Origin of the sequence: Paraclostridium sp. MRS3W1 (assembly GCF_032465715.1) — a bacterium.
Taxonomy (GTDB): Bacteria; Bacillota; Clostridia; order Peptostreptococcales; family Peptostreptococcaceae; genus Paraclostridium; species Paraclostridium dentum.
Genome location: NZ_JAWDJM010000055.1, coordinates 1 through 19,970 on the forward strand (window position 1 = coordinate 1; position 19,970 = coordinate 19,970).

Here is a 19,970-nt window from a genome sequence, read left to right on the forward strand (position 1 = left end):
ATACTGTACATATTAACCCTTATAAATAATCAAAAATTATTTTTTATATTAATTATTTTAGAAATTGCTGACTTTATAGTAATCAAAATTTTAGATGATAACTTTAAAATAATCAAAAAAAATAAATAATTAAATAAGAAAAGAAGCACAATAACATTAAATATTGAAATTATAGAGGTGAAATTGTGCGTAAAATAATAAAAATATTTGCTTTAGCTATAACTATTGTGTATTTATTTACAGGAAGTGCAAAAGCACTTAATTATTATGATTTATACTTTCAAAAAACAGATGATAAAATAATAAAAGGAAGTTATGAAGAGTTAAATACAAATTTAAATTATGAGACAATTTATAATGTTAACTTAAACAAAGACGAACAAGATGCTATAAATTACGAAATAAAAACTAATATATTTAAAGGTATAAATATAAATAATAAAGATATAGAAAATAAATACAATGAAGGTTATGTAAAGGTAAGACCTGTATATAGAGAAATAAAAGGCGATATTATAAAAGATTATAAAACTTGGAATGATAAAAAAGAAATAATTATAAAAATGCCTATTGATATAGAGTTTATAAAATAGGAAAGGGTATCTATAGAAGATACCCTTATTTTTATTTTTTGTTGAATATATCTATAAAAATATCTGTATATCCATGAGCCTTTAAACTTTCAATCATCTCTTCTGCATAAACCCTATTATTGAATGAACCACAAACAACTCTATAAAAGACATTAGAATCTTCTACTGGAGGATTAGTAGGTTTTGTATTTGGGGTAGGATTTTCAGTTTTAAATTCTACGCCTACATACTTACATATTCCTTTAGCAACTGCAAGGGCAAATTTATCTTGATCTTCTCTTAGAAGCTTAGCATCAAGTTCATTATCTATGAAAGCAAGTTCGATTAAACAAGATCTCATACTACTTTTTCTTAAAACATAGAAGTTTGCAGTTTTTACACCTCTATTTTTAGTATAAGCGTTAGTCTTTAGTATTTCTTCATGTATACAATTAGCTAAGTCGTTAGTTTTATCAGTATAACTAAAAGTTTCAACTCCACTAGCTGAATTATTAAATGAATTACAATGTATTGAAACGTAGCAATCTGCATTCCACTTATTAGCGGCAGAAGTTCTTCCATCTAAAGAAAGTGTAGAATCATCAGTTCTACTTAGCTTTACCTCAAGATTTTGCTTTTTTAACAATGATTCAACTTTTTTAGCTACTGATAAATTTATATTTTTTTCAAGTAAATTGTTAATACCTACAGCACCACTATCTATACCACCATGGCCTGGATCTATAAATATTTTTTTACTCATAATTACCTCCTTGAAAGCACATTTGTACATAATGTACTAAAATATATTATGAAATACAATTAAATTTGGTTCGATTAAATAAATATATATTTTATTTATTGGGAAAAATTTTATTTTTAAAAAATCAGAATATATGTTTAAATAAAAATTTGTTTGGGTAAATAATAAATGCTAGCAAATTAATATTAAAAAATTTGGAGGACATTAAAAATGAAAGCATTTGTAGATAAAGATATATGTATAGGGTGTGGAGCATGTACAGGTATATGCCCAGAAGTATTTGATATGGATGATGATGGACTGGCAATAGCTATAAAAGACGAATTAAAAAGTGAATTAGAAGATAGTGCGGTAGAGGCTCAAGATGGATGTCCTGTAAGTGCTATAATAATAGAATAATAATTTTTGATAAAAAGGCTATCTTATAAAAGAGATAGCTTTTTTTAGTTGTAAAATAAGAGTTGATAATTGCACAAATATGGTTATAAAAATCGAAATATAGTATAATTGTGCCTATGCGAAAAAATGGAACAGATTGAATGGAGGACTGATATGAAAAAAAATAAATTAATAAAAAAATTTACTATATTTGTTCTAATAATGATATTTTGTGGGATTAATCTAGATTTAGCATATGCATACAATGATATGAGCTTTAAAAATATAACCATTGAGGATGGACTTTCTCAATCTTCTGTAAACACTTTATATCAAGATATAAATGGATATATGTGGATAGGAACTAATGATGGGCTTAATAGATACAATGGATATGATTTTAAGGTGTATTCATATAACGATAAGGATAAAAATAGCATAAGCAACAACTTTATTATAGATGTTACAGAAGATAATAGTGGAAATATATGGGTAGGAACAGCAAATGGATTAAGTAAAATAAATTTAAAAACTGGAAATATAAATAATTATTTAGATAAAAATGATAATGGTAATTTATCGCATTATAATATCCGAGATATTTTAGTAACTAAAGATAATCGAATTATAGTTGCAACATCAAATGGATTAAATTTGTATGATAAAGAAAAGGATAAATTTAAAAGAGTGTTGAGTAGTGAAAATCAGTTAACAAATCAAATGGTAAACTCATTAACTGAAGATGAAAAAGGGAATATGTGGATAGGTACTGACAAAGGATTAGATAAATACGATGCAAATTTAAAAAATAGATTGGAGTCTTACCAAAATAAAGGTAAAAACTCTATAAGTGAAAGTAGTATAAATAAAGTTTATTATGAAAAAGAAAATATATGGTTAGGGACAAGCAATTCAGGATTAATTAAAATTAATATATCAAATAATGAAATTACTAGATATAGCAATAATTTAGATAATAAAAATTCATTATCAGGAAATCGTGTAAATGATATTATGAAGGATAGTAGAGGGAATCTATGGGTTTGCACAAATCAAGGCTTAGCTAAATACAATTATAAGACTAATAATTTTATTACATATTCAAATGAAATATATGATAAAACTAGTCTTATAGCTAATGACGTAATTAGTATAATTGAGGATAAAAGTGGGTTAATATGGTTAGGGACGTATGCAGGAATAAGTATGTTTGATCCAGATAATGAAATCCAACATTATAAAACTAACCCATCAGATGAAAATTCTATAAACAGCAATTTGATACAAGGTATATATGAAGATAATGAAGGCCTTTTATGGGTAGGAACAAACTCAAAGGGAATTAATATAATAGATAGAGAAAAAAATATAGTGAGAAGAATAGATAAAGAACACAATGAGTTTACTTTAAGTGATTACTCTATAAATGATATAACTGGAAAAGATGAATATATATACATAGCAACTGACAATGGGTTAAACGTATTAAATAAGAAAACAAAAAAAGTTGAAAAATATTTTAAAGAAAATAATATTGCAAATAATAATATTAAATCATTATTTTTAGATAAACGTGGATATTTATGGATAGGAACAATTGACGGAATTAGTGTGTTGAATACAAATGATAATACCATTAAAGATTATACTTATTTACTGAAAAAAATTAATAAAAATGATACATACGTATCTTCCATATATGAGGATAAAAATGGGTATCTGTATATAGGTCTTTTTTTACAAGGAGGACTTATAAGATTAAATTTAGATACGTATAAACATGAAGTTTATAAAGTTGATAAGAATAAAGATGTCAGCATAAGTAGTAATAGTATAAAAGATATAAAAGAAGATTCATATGGAAATGTGTGGATAGGAACTAGATATGGGTTAAATAAATTCAATCCTAATGATAAAACTTTTAAAGTTTACACAACTAAAGAGGGCTTACCCAATAATACTGTGTATGGAATTTTGTTTGATAAAAAAAATAATCCGTGGGTTAGCACTAACTTAGGAATAGCTAAATTAGATATAAAAAGTGACAAATTCCAGACATTAGGAGTTGCTGATGGATTGCAAAGTAATGAGTTCAACAGTAACGCATCTTATGAAAATAGAAATGGAGAGTTTTTCTTTGGGGGAATAAATGGATTAAATGTCTTTTATCCTGAAGATATAAAAAAATCAAACTTTGTTGGAAATGTTGAATTTGATGAATTTAATATAAATGGGAAAAATTACAAAGATATAAGTGGGAAAAAATTTGCTAGTTATGAGAATAATATAAGTATAAGATTTTTTTTGACTTCGTATAAAGACGTAAAAAAGACTCAATATTATTACAAACTAGAACATAAAAATAATCCTTTTAAATTGTATTCTAAAAAAAATAGTGAGTGGAATATAACTTATGATAACACTATTGTTTTTAGTGATTTAGATCCTGGAAATTATAAATTAAAAGTAGTTGCTAGGAATGACAATGGAAATTTTAGTGAACAAAGTAGTGTTGACTTTATAATAAGAAAACCTTATTGGATAAGTAATATAGCTTTAGCTATATATGCGGTAATAATAATAATAATAATTTATATGAGTATAAATAGAATGAAAAAATTAGATAGACTTGTAGAAAAGAGAACTTATCAACTAAAAAATGAAATGGAAAAAAATAATAATCTTTTGAATAAAGTTATTGTATTAGAAAAGAATAAAAACAATTATTTTGTAAATTTATCTCATGAATTAAGAACTCCTTTAAATGTAATAAATAGTACAAGGCAACTTATAAGTGAGCTTAATAAAAAGCAACAAGGAATAAGTAAGGAAAAAATAAGTCATTACATGGATGTTATAGATAAAAATTCAAAACGACTTTTAAATCTTATTAACAATATAATAGATAGCACAAAATTACAAAATGGACAGTATATAGTTCAATTACAAAACAATGATATAGTTTATATTGTTGAAGAAACAATTTTAGGATTAAGAGATTTTATAGAAAATAAGGGTATTGAGTTTATAATAGACCCTGAAATTGAAGAGAAGATAATAGAATGTGATAAGTATGAAATTGAAAGATGTATAGTTAATTTAATTGGGAATGCAGTTAAATTTACACCAAGAGGTGGAAAGATAGAAATAAAAATAAAAGATTTAAGCGATAAAGTAATGATAAGTGTTAAAGATAATGGTATCGGAATTGAAAAAAAATTCCATGAATCTATATTTAATAGATTTAACCAAGTTGTAGATGCTAATTCAGAGGTCAAAGGAGGCAGTGGTTTAGGATTAACAATTACTAAACAAATTATAGATCTACATAGTGGGATTATATATGTTGAAAGTGAAGTTGGAAAGGGTAGCGAATTTGTTATAATTTTACCTGAAAAAGTTAAATAAAAAAGAACTCCCAGAGTTCTTTTTTATTTAATCTAATCTAGCTTGACTATTATATTAGTAAGCTGAGAAACTAAATCTTGCATTTGGATTAAATCATCATTTGAAAGCGTTGACAATTTAGTGAAAAGAGACTCCTTTAGCCTTCTTTTATGTTCATCTGATATGTCTAAAGCTTTTTGTGTTAACGCTATTCTGACAATTCTTCTGTCATTAGGATCTTCAGTTCTTTGAACTAGGTCGTCTCTTAAAAGTTTATCTATAATAGGCGTCATATTTGGCTTAGATATTTCTAAGTTAGAAGCTATATCTGATATAGATGAAGATCCGTTATTAAGTAAATAAAATATAACCTTAACATGTGATGGAGGAAGAGGTGAGCATTTAACCATTTTATCTTGATTAAATACTTTATTATTCAGTTGAATTAACAAGCTAAATAATGCATCAGATGTTTTAGTTAAATCTTTTTTATCCATATAAAATCTCCTTTAACCTGTAATTATATTACTATTATAAACTAAAATAAAATTTTATACAATTTAAAAAAGTTATTGACTTATAATAATTATAAAAATATAATAATTATTAAAACATAACTATTAAAATCTAAAAGGGAGAAGTAGCAAAATGATTAAGTTAATTAAACATTTAAGAAACTCAGTCGGTTCTGTAGCACTTATAGTTGGACTGTTAACGATTCAAGCTATATGTGATTTATCATTACCTGATTATACATCTAATATAGTAAATATTGGTATTCAGCAAAATGGTATTGAAAATGCAGTTCCAGAAGTTATAAGAGAGAGCGAACTAAATAATCTTACTATCTTTATGAGTGACAAAGATAAAAGTGAAGTAATGAAATATTATGACTTACTTGATAAGGGTGAGTTTAAAGATATTAAGATTGATGAAAAAGTATATAAGCTTAATACAAATGATAAAGAAGTAATAGATAAGTTAAACCCTATAATGTCAAAATCTATTATGGTAGTATCTGGTATAGAAAAAAACAAGACTCAAATTGCAAAACAAATGACACCACCGGGAGTTCCGGTTAATCCTAATATGGATATAATGGCTACTTTTAAGTCTATGCCTAAAGATTCTTTAAATCAAATAGAATCTAAGTTTGATGAAAAAGTTGATAAAATGCCAGAAAGTATGGTAACTCAAGGTGCTATAGGATATGTAAAAGGTGAATACAAAGCAATGGGAATAAATGTAGATAAACTTCAAACTAACTACATATTCAAAACTGGTGCGATAATGTTAGGAGTAGCCTTAATAAGTATGCTAGCTACAGTTGCAGTTGGATACTTAGGTGCTAGAGTTGCAGCAAAGCTTGGTAGAAACTTAAGAAAAGATGTATTCCATAAAGTAATTTCATTCTCTAATAAAGAAATGGATGAATTCTCGACTGCATCTTTAATAACTCGTAGTACAAATGATATACAACAAGTACAAATGCTAATGGTAATGTTACTTAGAATTGTATTTTATGCACCTATACTTGCTTTAGGTGGAGTTATAAAAGTATTAGGAACTGATACTTCTATGGCTTGGATAATAGGTGTTGCAGTTCTTGCAATAATATCTGTAGTATTAGTTTTATTTGCATTAGTTATGCCTAAGTTTAAATCTGTTCAAAAGCTTGTTGATAAGGTAAACTTAGTAACTCGTGAAATGCTTACAGGAATGTTAGTAATAAGAGCATTTGGTACTGAAAAGCATGAAGAAAAAAGATTTGATAATGCAAACACTGATTTAATGAAAACTAATTTATTTGTCAATAGAACTATGTCTATGATGATGCCAACTATGACTCTAATAATGAACTTAATTACTATATTAATAGTATGGAATGGTGCTCATCGTGTTGATTCAGGGAATATGCAAGTTGGAGATATGATGGCATTTATACAATATACTATGCAAATCATAATGGCATTCTTAATGATATCAATGGTATCTATGATATTACCACGTGCTATAGTTTCTATGGATCGTATAGATGAAGTTATAAGCAAAGATGTAAATATAAAAGATAAGAAAAATACTAAAGAATTTGATGAAAATAAAAAGGGTATAGTTGAATTTAAGAATGTAAGTTTCAGATATCCTAATGCAGAAGAAGATGTTTTAAGAAATATAACATTTACTGCAAAACCAGGGCAAACTACTGCGTTTATAGGAAGTACAGGATCAGGAAAATCAACTCTTATAAACTTAATACCTCGTTTCTATGATGTAACAGAAGGTGAAATATTAGTAGATGGTATAGATGTAAAAGATGCTAGTCAACATAATTTAAGAGATAGAATTGGATATGTACCTCAAAAAGGAGTTTTATTCTCAGGCGACATAGGCTCTAACTTAAGATATGGTAACCAAAGTGCTACGGATGAAGAAGTTAGAAAAGCAGCGGAGATAGCACAAGCTTTAGAGTTTATAGAGACTAAACCTGATAAGTTTGAAAGTGAAATTTCACAAGGTGGTACAAATGTTTCAGGAGGTCAGAAACAAAGACTTTCAATAGCTAGAGCAATAGCTAAAAATCCAGAAATATATATATTTGATGATAGTTTCTCTGCGTTAGACTTAAAAACAGATGCAGCACTTAGAAAATCACTAAAAGAAGAAACTGGAGATTCTACAGTACTTATAGTAGCTCAAAGAATAAGTACGATATTAAATGCTGACCAAATAATAGTACTTGACCAAGGTAGTATTGTAGGAATTGGAAAACATGAAGAACTTCTTAAAAATTGTGAAGTGTACAAAGAAATTGCCCAATCACAACTTTCAAAGGAGGAACTTGACAATGAGTAATAAAAAGCAATCTACTCCTAAAATGGGCGGACCTATGGGAGGAATGAGAGGAACAGAAAAAGCAAAAGATTTTAAAGGTACAATGAAAAATCTTTTCAATTATTTAAAACCTTACAGAATATCTATATTTATAGTAGTTATATTTGCAATAGGGAGTTCTGCATTCTCTATAGTAGGACCTAAGGTATTAGGTAAAGCTACCACTGAGATATTTGAAGGACTGATTAGAAAAGTTAGTAATCAAGGAAATGCTGGGATAGATTTTAATTATATAGGCAAAGTTCTTTTAATTTTATTAGGGCTATATGTAATAAGTGCGTTATTCTCATTTGTTCAATCATTTATAGTTTCTGGAATATCTCAAAAGGTTTCATATAAATTGAGAAAAGAAATTTCAGAAAAAATAAACCGTATGCCACTTAAGTATTTTGATAAAAGAACACATGGTGAAGTACTATCAAGAATTACAAATGATATAGATACGTTAAGTCAAAACTTAAATCAAATTATGACTCAAATTATTACAGCTGTTACAACTTTAATAGGGGTTCTTATAATGATGTTATCTATAAGTTGGCAAATGACTATAGCTTCATTATTAATATTACCTATATCTATGATAATAATAGGTTTTATTGTTAAGAACTCACAAAGCCACTTTAAATCTCAACAAAAATATTTAGGGCATGTTAATGGTCAAGTTGAAGAAACTTATGGTGGACACAATATAGTTAAAGCATTCAATAGAGAAGATGCAGCTATAGCAGAGTTTAATGAGTTAAATGATAAGTTATATGAATCTGCATGGAAATCTCAATTCTTATCTGGAATGATGATGCCGATGATGACGTTTATAGGTAACTTAGGTTATGTTTTAGTATCTATATTAGGTGGATACTTTACTATAAAGAAAACTATCCAAGTTGGGGATATACTTTCATTTATACAATATGTAAGAAGTTTTAACCAACCAATAGCTCAAACTGCACAAGTTGCAAATATAATGCAATCTATGGCAGCAGCAGCAGAAAGAGCATTTGAATTTTTAGATGAAGAAGAAGAAATCCAAGTAAGTGATCATCCAGTTAGCGTTGAAAATATCAAAGGGGATGTTTCTTTTGATCATGTTAACTTTGGATATTCTGAAGATAAAATAATAATAAATGACTTTACAACAAATATAAAAGCAGGACAAAAAGTAGCTATAGTTGGGCCTACTGGTGCTGGTAAAACTACAGTTGTAAAATTATTAATGCGTTTTTATGATGTAAATAAAGGTGCTATACTGATAGATGGTAAAAATATAAATGATTTTAACAGAGCTGACTTACGTAGCTTATTTGGAATGGTTTTACAAGACACATGGTTATTTAATGGTAGCATAATGGAAAACATAAGATACTCTAAGCTTAATGCTACTGATGAAGAGGTCATAGAAGCATCTAAAGCAGCTCATGTGCATCACTTTGTAAAAACTCTTCCAGCAGGATACAGCATGGAATTAAATGAAGAAGCTAGTAACGTATCTCAAGGTCAAAAGCAACTTTTAACTATAGCTCGTGCGATTTTAGCAGATCCTAAAATACTTATACTAGATGAAGCTACTAGTTCAGTTGATACTCGTACAGAAGTTTTAATACAAAAAGCTATGGAAAATCTTATGGAAGGTAGAACAAGCTTTATAATAGCTCATAGATTATCAACTATAAAAGATGCAGATTTAATACTAGTTATGAAAGATGGAGATATAATTGAGCAAGGAAACCATGAAGAATTATTAAAAGCTGATGGATTCTATGCATCTTTATATAATAGTCAATTTGAAGACTGTGAATAAGTTTTCCAAGTTGATAATAAACATATTGTAAAGTAATTACAATTATGTTAAAATTAAGGTAACATTAGTAAATGTTAAATTTTTTTACAAGTTTTTAGGAGGATTCCAAAATGATGAATGGAACAGTTAAATGGTTTAATAATGAAAAAGGATTTGGATTTATATCTGTAGAAGGTGGAGATGACGTATTCGTACATTTCTCAGCTATACAAAGAGATGGATTCAAATCATTAGAAGAAGGTCAAGCAGTTAACTTTGAGATAGTTGAAGGAGCAAGAGGACCTCAAGCTGCTAACGTAACAATAGCAGAATAATTGAGTTTATAATATATAAAACACAATTAAGAAATTAAAACTAGAGAGTTTTCTCTAGTTTTTTTTATTGTTAACTAGCGTCATGTAACAGTTTTGTTACATATGCGTAATAAATTTGTTACATGGTCATGATAAAATATATAAAATACATGTGACGAAATATATAGAATATTCAGGAAAGACTAGGAATAATTTGTATTTATGACAGAAGGAGAAATTTTATGTGTGGACACGTTTTTTTATATAGTAAAAAAGGAAATGTTGATGAGGCTTTATTAAGCGAATTAACTGAAAAAATTAATCATAGAGGACCTGATGATACAGGATTATTTGTAAAAGATAATGTAGGGTTTGGATTTAAAAGACTTAGTATAATTGATTTATCTCATGGACATCAACCATTTAGCAAAAAAGAGAGTACGATAATATTTAACGGGGAAATCTATAACCATGAAGCGTTAAGGGATGAACTTATAGCTAAAGGTCATGAGTTTAAAACAGGATCAGATACAGAAGTATTACTTACTTCTTATTTAGAATATGGAAAATCAGCTGTTAAAGATTTTAGAGGAATGTTTGCATTTGTAATTTATGATGAGAACACAAATACTATATTTGGGGCTAGAGATCATTTTGGGATAAAGCCATTATACTACACTGAAAATGATGAATATATAGCATTTTCATCAGAATATAAAGCTTTAATGCCAATAGTAACTGAAAAAAATGTAGATGATAAAAGTTTACAAAATTATTTATCATTCCAATATGTTCCAAGATATAATACTATGATGGAAGGAATCAAAAAAGTACCTAATGGAACTTGTTTTACAATTGAAAATAATCAAATAAGATTTGAAAAATATTTTGAACCTAGATTTTCAAATGAAAAAGAAGTTACAAAAGAAGACGTATATAATATATTAGACGATTCTGTAAAACATCATATGATATCTAATGTTGAAGTTGGAACATTTTTATCAGGGGGGATAGACTCAACTATAATTGCTGCATTAGCATCAAAAATAAATCCTAAAATAAAATCTTTCTCTGTAGGATTTGAAGTAGACGGATACAATGAATTAAGTGTTGCAAAGAAAAGTGCAGCTGCATTAGGAATTGAAAACATACAAATAAGAGTAACTCAAGAAGATTACATAAAAGCACTTCCTAAGGTAATATACAGTTTAGATGATCCATTAGCAGATCCATCATGTGTTGGAATATATTTCTTATCAAAAGAAGCTAGAAAACATGTAACTGTAGTATTATCTGGAGAAGGAGCTGATGAGTTCTTTGCAGGTTACAATATATACAAAGAATATGAAGCTGTTAAGCCGTTTTTAGGATTATCCAAAGGTTTAAACCAAACTTTAAATAAAATATTTACAAAAATGCCAGAATTAAGAGGTAAAAACTACTTAGTTAGAGCAACTACACCTTTAGAAAAAAGATATATAGGAAATGCTAAAATATTTGAAAATAATGAAGTAAAGAGTATAATAAATAAGTATGATGATAATAACACATATGGTAAAGTAGTTAGAGATTTATATAGAGATTGCAAAAGAAAAAGTTATGACTATGTAACAACTATGCAAGATATAGATATAAATACATGGTTAGAAGGAGATATTTTATTAAAAGGTGATAAAATGTCAATGGCATCATCTATAGAACTTAGAGTACCATTTTTAGATAAAGAAGTATTTGAAGTTGCTAGACATTTAAAATTAGATCAAAAAATAAGCAATAAGAATACAAAAGTTTTACTAAGAGAAGCATTTAAAGATGTAGTACCTCAACATATGGTAGAAAAGAAAAAATTAGGATTCCCAACACCTATAAGAGTATGGTTAAAAGATGATTTAGGTAAATATGTAAGAAATATAATAACTGAATCAAAAACGGATGAACTTATAAATAAAGAGTATGCTATAGGTTTATTAGATGAACATATAAAAGGAAGCAAAGATAACTCAAGAAAAGTTTGGACAATATTTGTATTCTGTTTATGGCACCAAATATTTATAGAAGGAAAAAATATAGATTCTTTATAAACGAAAGAAGGATGTAGATATGAAGAAGATATTAATAGTTGAAGATGAAGAAAATATATCGGATATACTATCTTATTCTCTAAGAAAAGAAGGTTATGAAACTAAAATAGCAGATACTGGAAAATCTGCTATTGAACTTGTATCAAGTTTCAGGCCAAACTTAATTATATTAGATTTAATGCTCCCAGATATGAATGGGCTTGATATCTGTAGGAATGTAACAACTAATTTCTCTATACCTATAATAATGTTGACTGCAAAGTCAGATACTATAGACAAAGTTTTAGGCTTAGAATTAGGCGCGGATGATTATATAACTAAGCCATTTAATATAAGAGAAGTAGTTGCAAGAGTTAAGTCTATATTTAGAAGAATAAGCTTATTAGAAGATAATATTAAATCAGATATAGAAGTTGTTAAATTAGCAAATGGATTAGAAATAAACAAAAAAGAAATGAAAGTTAGATTAGATAATGAAATTATTCATTTAACAAGTAAAGAATACGAACTTCTTTTATATTTTGTGGAGAACATAAACACGGTACTAAACAGGGCTCAATTACTAGACAATATATGGGGTATAGACTTTGAATGTGAAAGCAGAACTGTAGACACCCATATACAAAGACTTAGAAAAAAACTAGGTGATTACAATTGTATAGAAACTGTAATCGGAGCGGGGTATAAGTTATCTGGACAAAAAATATAAATATGAAAAACTCCATAACCAACAAAATAATGTTGTTTTTCTTAGTTATAATCTTTTTTGTTATATTTTCTATAGTTATTTATAGTAACTCAGTACTTAATAATGTAGTAGAATATTTAATTGATAATGAAGTTAAAGATACAACTAAAAGTATTAATTTATATTTACATCAGTATTTTAGATTTAATAAAATGGAATTTAATAAAATTTCATTTGCGTCAAAAAGTAGTGCAATTTCAAGGGATTTAACTTATAGATTAGATAAAACGGTTTATATTTATAATGATATGGGAGGATTACTATATCCAAGAACAGAAAAATATAAACAATTAAAAATAACAAAAGATATGGAAAATGCATTAAATGGAGAATTATCTTATACAATTGAGTATAAAGACGATAAGGCTTTAGTATATGTATCATATCCTATTTTTAGAGAAGATAAACTTATAGGTATGATAAGATTTGCAAATGATTATACACCTTTATTTAATAAAACTAAATTATTTATAAATAAAACATTGATTTTTTCTGTGATGATTTTTGCGGTAAGTATGATTATTGCATATATTATATCAAAGCAAATAACATCTCCAATAAAAAATTTAGCAAATAAAACTAAAGAGGTTACAGATGGTAATTTTGATGTGAATATAGATATAAGTTCTAGTGATGAGTTAGGAATGCTTGCATCTGATTTTAATAATATGATTGAAACAATAAATACTCAGATAAAAACTATAGAAAATGATAGAGATGATTTAAGGGAGTTATCAGAAAAACAAAAGAAATTTTTTGATAATGTAACTCATGAACTTAAAACTCCTATGACAACTATAATTGGATATAGTGAGATTATAAAAGACAACCAATTTACGGATGAAGAGTTTTTTAATAAAGGAATAAATAGAATCATATCTGAGGCTAATAGATTAAATAGAATGATTGTACAATTACTTGATATATCTAAAAATAGTAATAAAAATTTTGATTATGAATTGAAAAAAATAGATTTATCTAAAATAATAGTAAGTATGTGTGAAGACATGACTCATAAAGCTAAAAAATATAATATGAGTATAAACATCAATGTTGGAAAAAATATAAAAATAATTGCAAATGAAGATAAAATTAAAGAAATTATAATAAATTTACTTGATAATGCTATTAAATATGGAAAAGTTAATTCAGAGATATTTGTTAACGCGCATATAGAAGGTAAATTTGCAAATATATCAGTTATAGATTCAGGAGAAGGTATTGAAGAAAAGGAACTTGAAAATATATTATCTCCTTTTTATAGAGTATCTAAAAGTGAAACTAGAGAATTAGGAAGTACTGGATTAGGACTTGCTATTGTCAAATCAATAGTTGATAGTTATAATGGGAAAATCGACATTAAAAGCGAGGTTAATAAAGGAACTGAGGTTTCTATAAAACTTCCTACAATAAGTTAAGGAGAACTATATAATGCTAAAGAATATAAAGCAAGATATAAAGAACATAATACTTTTACTTTTTATTGTAGGGATACTTTCGCTTATTGTATATGTAAGTGTATATGAAAATAAAGAATATAGCAAAAATGTAAAATTAGATGGAAAAACTTATGATTACAATGAAAGTAACTATAAAAATAAAGATGAAAGTATAAAATTAGACTCTGTTATACCTATAGATGACTATATTCTAGATTTAGAATTCAATGAGGATAACTTGCTAGCTATAAGTAATTATACAGACAATAACAAATCTGGAATAAACATATATGAAATAAATCCTGATGATGAAAGTATTTTAAATGTAAAAACCTTAAATGATGGTGTTTTTACTATGTATAATTTGGAGAGTATGTCTCCATCAAAGGAAATACTAGCATATAATACAGCTGAACATGAAAAGAATGATAAATATAAAGACTTAAAGAGTGTGTTATATAATTTAAAAGACGACAGTTATATTACATTACCTTATTATTTTGATTTATTAGGCTGGGTACCAGATAGCAGTGGTTTTTATGGTTATAAAAATGGCGAATTATTTTCATATGATATAAATGAAGAAAAAATTGTTAAAACTTATGAACTTAAAAAAAGTGATTATGTAAATAAAATTTTATTTTCTCAAGATGGAACAAAACTTTATATGTTAAATATAAATAAAAATAAAATTGATATATATGATTTGAAAAACAATTCAGTATCTAAAATTGATGATATAAAATTTATATCTGACTTTGATGTTATAGACGATACACATTTATTAATTGAAGGAACTAATGCAGACAAGAAAGATGTATATATATATGATACGGAGCATAAGTCTAAAAAAATAATAAATGGAGTGCATTTAGATGAAATGTATTTAAGTAAAGATAAAAGCAAACTAGTAACTGTATATTATACGGGTAATAATGAAAGTACTATAGATGTATATGAACTAGGTATGTATAGTGAGAATGTAGATGTATATAAACTAGGCAGCATACCTATGATAAAAGGAATACCGTATATAGCAATAAGTGATAACAACAAGTTAGCATATTCTATAGAAGGTAATAAATTTGGGGAAAGCGAAATATATACATATAGTATATCAAGTAAAAAATGACAACTTATAAGAGTTGTCATTTTTGTTATATTTACATTACAATTAAGTAATAAATATTGATATAAAAAAATAATAGGAGTAAAATAGTATTAAATTAAAGGCAGACAACAAATAGAATTTGCTTATAGATTTAAGGAGAATAGAGTATGGAACACATAGAGACATTATTTACATTAGCTAGAGACAACTTTATTTTAGTTTTTATAATAGGGACATTTGCAAGTTTTTTAGAAAGTTTTATTCCTGCATTGCCACTAATGGGGATAGTAGTTGCAAATAGCGTTATGCTTGGATGGGTATTTGGACTTTTAGGGTCAGTATTAGGATCTTGTACAGGTACATATTTACTATTTTTATTATCAAATAAATTTAGTCATATAAAAATATTTGAAAGAATAGAAAATAATAAAGTTGATAGGGCTATAAACTGGGTAAAACATCAGGGGTTTGCTACATTATTTATTGCGTATTCTTGTCCGTTTATACCTGGATGCTTGGTTACTATAGCTTGCGGGGTTTCAAATAAGAGTAGCGAAAGTTTTGTACCAGCTATGATAAGTGGCAGAATATTAATGTTTTTAATTGCAAGTTATATAGGTAATGATTTAGTAGGATTTATACATAGTCCTATGAGAATTATATTTGTAACAGCATTAACTATTATATCATTCTTAGTTGGAAGAAAAATAAATACAAGAATTGAAGCTAAACATCATAATTAACATAAATTAAAAAATTCTCTAATAGTATATTATTAGAGAATTTTTAATTTTCTTAAATATTATTAAAAATATAGGGGGGAATTTTATGTTAAAAACAAATAAAGATAAAGTTGTAAAATGGTCAGTTCAAGGGAAAATACATCATCCACTAGCTTTAAGCTATAGAGTAACCCATGAAGGAAAACCTGTTATATTGCCTTCGACAGGAGGAATTTCATACAATGTAAAGATAGGGGATTGTGTTTATGGTTTAGCAGGAGATCATGTAGAACCAGGAGTATCTATTAGAAATGAAGATGTAAGAGAGAGCAATGCACTTATGACGTTTGCATGTATAGGAAATGAGGCTAAGGTTGTAAGTGGAGAAGCTAAAGGTGCAAAGGGATATGTTACAGGTATGCATGGTGGAATAGAACATGTACTTGTACATTTTGATGAAGAAACTTTGGAAAACTTAGCTATAGATGATAAAATTATGGTCAAAGCATATGGTCAAGGTTTAAAATTAGAAGGGTTTGATGATATACATATAATGAGTATAGATCCAAATTTATTTGAAAAGCTAGGAATAATAGAAAAAGATGGTAAAATACAAGTTCCAGTTGTTGCAAAAGTTCCACCATACTTAATGGGATCAGGAATAGGGTCAAGTAGTGCTTATACTGGAGATTATGATATAATGACCTCTGACTTTGATGAAATAAAAAGACTTGGACTTGATAAGTTGAAATTTGGAGATTTAGTTTTATTAGAAGACTGCGATAATACATATGGAAGGGGATATTTAAAAGGAGCAGTTAGCATAGGTGTAATTGTTCATAGTGATTGTGTAACGCTTGGTCATGGTCCTGGAGTTACTACTATAATGGTTAGTAAAACGCCTATAATTGAAGGAATTATAGATGAAAATGCAAATATATCTAAGTATATATAAATAAAAAATTAACTATAAGCATTATTGTTTAATAACAATTTGAGCGGGTATAAAAGAGTATAAGAAATTATGCTCTTTTATTTTGCATAATATTTGAATTAAAGACAAAAATAAAATTGAAAGATAATTAGGAGGATATATATATGAAAGTTACATTTAGTGGAGCACCATTAACATTAGAAGGAAATCAAGTTAAAGTAGGAGATGTAGCACCTGATTTTACAGTAGTAGGAAATGATTTAAGTCCTATAAAGTTTAGTGAAACAAAGGGAAAAAGAATATTAGTAGCAGTCCCATCAATAGATACTGCAGTATGTGATATAGAGGTTAGAAAGTTTAACCAAGAAGCTGCAAAATTAAATGATGTTAAAGTATTTACTATATCAATGGATTTACCATTTGCACAAGCTAGATGGTGCGGAAATGCAGGAATTGAAAATGTTGTTACTGCATCAGATTATAAAGATAGAGAATTCTCTAAAGCTTATGGTTTATATATAAAAGAATTAGGTCTTGTATCAAGAGCTGTTATAGTTGTAGATGAAGACAATAAAGTAGTATATACAGAGTACTTAGAAGAAATAACAAATGAACCTAACTATGAAAAAGCAATAGAAGCTGTTAAGTAATAATAATAAAAAGATGCCTCAAAAAAAAGTTTTTGAGACATCTTTTTTTAATATTAAGAAGGAAAAAGAGTGTACTTTATCAAAGTATATATAATCTTTGTTTTTAATTGAAATATTAGGGGGGATATATTTGGTGGAAGAATTTGATATAAATGGAGCTTTGATAAAATTTCCTGAAGAAAAAGTAAGATATAATTCTATTAGAAAAGAATTTTTAAATCAAGCAACTGAGTACAAATGCAAATTGAAAAAAGAATTGTCTAAAAATTACACATCAAAAGATATAAATGAAATTGGAGTAAAACTCTATGAAGAGTATATAGATAATTGCATAAAAAAAGGCGTAGAAATAGTTGTTAACTATGAAATTATAACTATTGATACTAACCTTTTCAAAAAGAACTATTGCCTAAAATATCTAACATACTCTAAAAAATCTAAAAACTTATCAAAAGATTATTTAATACAAAATAAAAATAAAAAAATAAGCTTGGCACAAAAATCAATGGAAGATAAAAAGTTAATAAATATATTAGCAGATAATTTATTTGAAGATTGCTTTAAAGTACATTATGCAGTAATTGATGCACTTTTAGATAATGGGGTAGACATAGTATCTAGTTATATAGAGGAAGAAAATATAATAAAGGCAAATGCACTATTTAATAATTATAAGGATGGATTCATAGATAAAACTAATGAAAGTTATGTTATAAAACAAATAATTGCGCTAAACCCATATAGAAAAGATATATATGAATTTTTTATAAAAGAAGATGGAGATTTTAATAGTGAAATAGAAAGATTAACTAAGTTTTTAGGTTATGATGTAGAAAAATATAAAGAATATTTAATGAATAAATATGTAGAAAATATAGAAGAAAATCATGGCTGCGATATTGAAATTGAAAAAGAAAAAATTGAAAAATATGCAAAATATATAGGGTACGATAAAAAGGAGATTTATTGTGCTAGAGTAGAAGCATTGTATATTTATAAAAACGCATAATAAAAAGAGGCCTTTGAAAGATGGTATGATAATATAAAATAATTCATACTATCTTTTTAAGGAGCCTCTTTTTTGTATATAGTTACTTAAATTGACTTAGTTAAGATAAATTTTATTTAAAGTGTAACTTTTTTTAAAAAGAATAATATACTAACTTAATAACTATATTTATATAAAGGGGGAATGGCATGAGGCGAGTAAGAGATAATAAATCTATATGTGATAATAATGGATTTTTAAATGAGTATGCTATTGGATGGAATGATATACCATTTAAAGATTGTTCTATAAATCAAAGCTTTCTAAAGAAAAAGAAATGGAATCAATATGTTTGGATAGGTAAAGATTTTATATTTAACTTTGTAATATCAGATTTAGGACATTGTTCAATTATACATGCAGACTTTTACAATTTAAAAGATGACATAAAAATAAGTAAAATATATAGACATCCTATAATTAAATATATTGTGATTGATGATAAAATAAACTCATATGCACATTACAAAGGGAAACGCAAATTTATAAATATATTAAGAAGCTCAGGTTACTTAAATCTGGATTTGAAAATAGATAATTTTGATATTACCTCAACTATATACTTAGATTATGAATCATTAAATGTACTTATTCCATGGGATGCAGAACATTTTCATTACACATCAAAGCATATGAACTTAATAACTAAAGGTATATTGAGAATAGGAAATAAGAAGTATGATTTAAGTGATTCAAGATGTTTTATAGACTACGGTAGAGGTGTTTTAAAACGACAGTGTGATAGAGAATGGTTAACTAGTTACTTTACAAATGAAAAGCATGAACATATATCTATAAACTTAGGAACAAAGTACACTGATTATACAGGTGTAAATGAAAATGCGTTAAAGATTGATGATAAGATATATAAATTTGATAGTGATGTTGACTTCAATTACAACAACGATGGAACTATAGATATAAAATCAACTAGAGATGATGAAATAAATTTAAAATTTAAACCTATAATTAGTGATATAAAGCCTGATAATATAAAAGTATTTAAATATAAGTTAAAACAAATTGTAGGACATTTAAGCGGATATGTAATGTATAAAGATAAGAAAATTAATTTCAATAATGAAATAGGGTGGTGTGAAAATCATTTTGCTAAGTGGTGAAGATATTAAAGAATTCAATTATATAGCCGTCTA

The 19,970-nt window shown here is 26.7% G+C and carries 17 protein-coding genes; 15 read left to right on the plus strand and 2 right to left on the minus strand.

Features of this window, described 5'->3' with window-relative positions; translation table 11 throughout:
• Positions 1–185 precede the first annotated feature (185 nt).
• Positions 186–593 carry a hypothetical protein gene (locus tag RWY47_RS04400; protein WP_021428978.1) on the plus strand — a complete coding sequence of 136 codons (408 nt, stop codon included), beginning with the start codon at positions 186–188 and terminating at the stop codon, positions 591–593.
• A 31-nt stretch (positions 594–624) separates the two neighbouring features.
• Here RWY47_RS04400 and RWY47_RS04405 read toward each other — a convergent pair whose 3' ends face one another.
• On the minus strand, positions 625–1,335 hold the full coding sequence (locus RWY47_RS04405; protein ID WP_021429018.1) for an N-acetylmuramoyl-L-alanine amidase: 711 nt from the start codon (positions 1,333–1,335) through the stop codon (positions 625–627).
• Positions 1,336–1,545: 210 nt separating this feature from the next.
• On the opposite strand from RWY47_RS04405, the gene RWY47_RS04410 reads away from it, so the two are divergent.
• On the plus strand, positions 1,546–1,734 hold the full coding sequence (locus RWY47_RS04410; protein ID WP_021432614.1) for a ferredoxin: 189 nt from the start codon (positions 1,546–1,548) through the stop codon (positions 1,732–1,734).
• A gap of 153 nt (positions 1,735–1,887) precedes the next feature.
• Positions 1,888–5,121 carry a ligand-binding sensor domain-containing protein gene (locus RWY47_RS04415; protein WP_316030251.1) on the plus strand — a complete coding sequence of 1,078 codons (3,234 nt, stop codon included), beginning with the start codon at positions 1,888–1,890 and terminating at the stop codon, positions 5,119–5,121.
• 32 nt (positions 5,122–5,153) lie between these two features.
• Here the strand turns inward: RWY47_RS04415 and RWY47_RS04420 are convergent, their stop codons facing one another.
• Positions 5,154–5,597 (minus strand): MarR family winged helix-turn-helix transcriptional regulator, encoded by a 444-nt coding sequence (locus RWY47_RS04420; RefSeq protein ID WP_316030252.1) that lies wholly within the window; start codon positions 5,595–5,597, stop codon positions 5,154–5,156.
• Positions 5,598–5,748: 151 nt separating this feature from the next.
• Here RWY47_RS04420 and RWY47_RS04425 point away from each other — a divergent pair, with 151 nt between their 5' ends.
• From RWY47_RS04425 to RWY47_RS04480, 12 genes are all read left to right on the plus strand, one after another.
• Complete coding sequence (locus RWY47_RS04425; RefSeq protein WP_150842599.1) at positions 5,749–7,953, plus strand: ABC transporter ATP-binding protein; 2,205 nt, start codon at positions 5,749–5,751, stop codon at positions 7,951–7,953.
• On the plus strand, positions 7,946–9,790 hold the full coding sequence (locus tag RWY47_RS04430) for an ABC transporter ATP-binding protein (protein WP_206198383.1): 1,845 nt from the start codon (positions 7,946–7,948) through the stop codon (positions 9,788–9,790). Before RWY47_RS04425 ends, RWY47_RS04430 begins: the two co-directional genes overlap by 8 nt.
• Before the next feature lie 110 nt (positions 9,791–9,900).
• Entirely contained in the window at positions 9,901–10,104 is a 204-nt protein-coding gene (gene cspD / locus RWY47_RS04435) for a cold-shock protein CspD (RefSeq protein WP_021429181.1), read from the plus strand.
• 221 nt (positions 10,105–10,325) lie between these two features.
• A complete protein-coding gene (gene asnB, locus RWY47_RS04440; RefSeq protein WP_150842600.1) occupies positions 10,326–12,164 on the plus strand; it encodes an asparagine synthase (glutamine-hydrolyzing) in 1,839 nt (612 codons plus the stop codon).
• A gap of 19 nt (positions 12,165–12,183) precedes the next feature.
• Entirely contained in the window at positions 12,184–12,873 is a 690-nt protein-coding gene (locus RWY47_RS04445; protein ID WP_053830912.1) for a response regulator transcription factor, read from the plus strand.
• Positions 12,874–12,875: 2 nt separating this feature from the next.
• Positions 12,876–14,330 (plus strand): HAMP domain-containing sensor histidine kinase, encoded by a 1,455-nt coding sequence (locus RWY47_RS04450; RefSeq protein ID WP_168931647.1) that lies wholly within the window; start codon positions 12,876–12,878, stop codon positions 14,328–14,330.
• 13 nt (positions 14,331–14,343) lie between these two features.
• Positions 14,344–15,483, plus strand: coding sequence for a hypothetical protein (locus tag RWY47_RS04455; protein WP_168931645.1), 1,140 nt, complete (start codon positions 14,344–14,346; stop codon positions 15,481–15,483).
• Positions 15,484–15,629: 146 nt separating this feature from the next.
• Entirely contained in the window at positions 15,630–16,205 is a 576-nt protein-coding gene (locus RWY47_RS04460) for a TVP38/TMEM64 family protein (protein WP_142730183.1), read from the plus strand.
• An 85-nt stretch (positions 16,206–16,290) separates the two neighbouring features.
• Positions 16,291–17,139: a DUF4438 domain-containing protein gene (locus RWY47_RS04465; protein WP_150842603.1), complete on the plus strand. Its 849-nt coding sequence runs from the start codon at positions 16,291–16,293 to the stop codon at positions 17,137–17,139.
• A gap of 143 nt (positions 17,140–17,282) precedes the next feature.
• Positions 17,283–17,768, plus strand: a complete 486-nt coding sequence (gene tpx / locus RWY47_RS04470) for a thiol peroxidase (protein WP_021432625.1) — start codon at positions 17,283–17,285, stop codon at positions 17,766–17,768.
• 130 nt (positions 17,769–17,898) lie between these two features.
• On the plus strand, positions 17,899–18,777 hold the full coding sequence (locus RWY47_RS04475; protein WP_168931643.1) for a kinase: 879 nt from the start codon (positions 17,899–17,901) through the stop codon (positions 18,775–18,777).
• Positions 18,778–18,965: 188 nt separating this feature from the next.
• Entirely contained in the window at positions 18,966–19,937 is a 972-nt protein-coding gene (locus RWY47_RS04480) for a DUF2804 family protein (RefSeq protein WP_224170739.1), read from the plus strand.
• Positions 19,938–19,970: the final 33 nt, after the last annotated feature.

Excerpts from the sequence above, each read along its gene's own strand:
- RWY47_RS04480 (WP_224170739.1), top strand. The coding sequence starts at position 18,966 with ATGAGGCGAGTAAGAGATAATAAATCTATATGTGATAATAATGGATTT.
- RWY47_RS04425 (WP_150842599.1), top strand. The coding sequence starts at position 5,749 with ATGATTAAGTTAATTAAACATTTAAGAAACTCAGTCGGTTCTGTAGCA.
- RWY47_RS04450 (WP_168931647.1), top strand. The coding sequence starts at position 12,876 with ATGAAAAACTCCATAACCAACAAAATAATGTTGTTTTTCTTAGTTATA.
- RWY47_RS04410 (WP_021432614.1), top strand. The coding sequence starts at position 1,546 with ATGAAAGCATTTGTAGATAAAGATATATGTATAGGGTGTGGAGCATGT.
- cspD (WP_021429181.1), top strand. The coding sequence starts at position 9,901 with ATGATGAATGGAACAGTTAAATGGTTTAATAATGAAAAAGGATTTGGA.
- RWY47_RS04460 (WP_142730183.1), top strand. The coding sequence starts at position 15,630 with ATGGAACACATAGAGACATTATTTACATTAGCTAGAGACAACTTTATT.
- RWY47_RS04465 (WP_150842603.1), top strand. The coding sequence starts at position 16,291 with ATGTTAAAAACAAATAAAGATAAAGTTGTAAAATGGTCAGTTCAAGGG.
- asnB (WP_150842600.1), top strand. The coding sequence starts at position 10,326 with ATGTGTGGACACGTTTTTTTATATAGTAAAAAAGGAAATGTTGATGAG.
- RWY47_RS04455 (WP_168931645.1), top strand. The coding sequence starts at position 14,344 with ATGCTAAAGAATATAAAGCAAGATATAAAGAACATAATACTTTTACTT.
- RWY47_RS04405 (WP_021429018.1), bottom strand. The coding sequence starts at position 1,335 with ATGAGTAAAAAAATATTTATAGATCCAGGCCATGGTGGTATAGATAGT.
- RWY47_RS04415 (WP_316030251.1), top strand. The coding sequence starts at position 1,888 with ATGAAAAAAAATAAATTAATAAAAAAATTTACTATATTTGTTCTAATA.
- RWY47_RS04430 (WP_206198383.1), top strand. The coding sequence starts at position 7,946 with ATGAGTAATAAAAAGCAATCTACTCCTAAAATGGGCGGACCTATGGGA.
- RWY47_RS04445 (WP_053830912.1), top strand. The coding sequence starts at position 12,184 with ATGAAGAAGATATTAATAGTTGAAGATGAAGAAAATATATCGGATATA.
- RWY47_RS04420 (WP_316030252.1), bottom strand. The coding sequence starts at position 5,597 with ATGGATAAAAAAGATTTAACTAAAACATCTGATGCATTATTTAGCTTG.
- tpx (WP_021432625.1), top strand. The coding sequence starts at position 17,283 with ATGAAAGTTACATTTAGTGGAGCACCATTAACATTAGAAGGAAATCAA.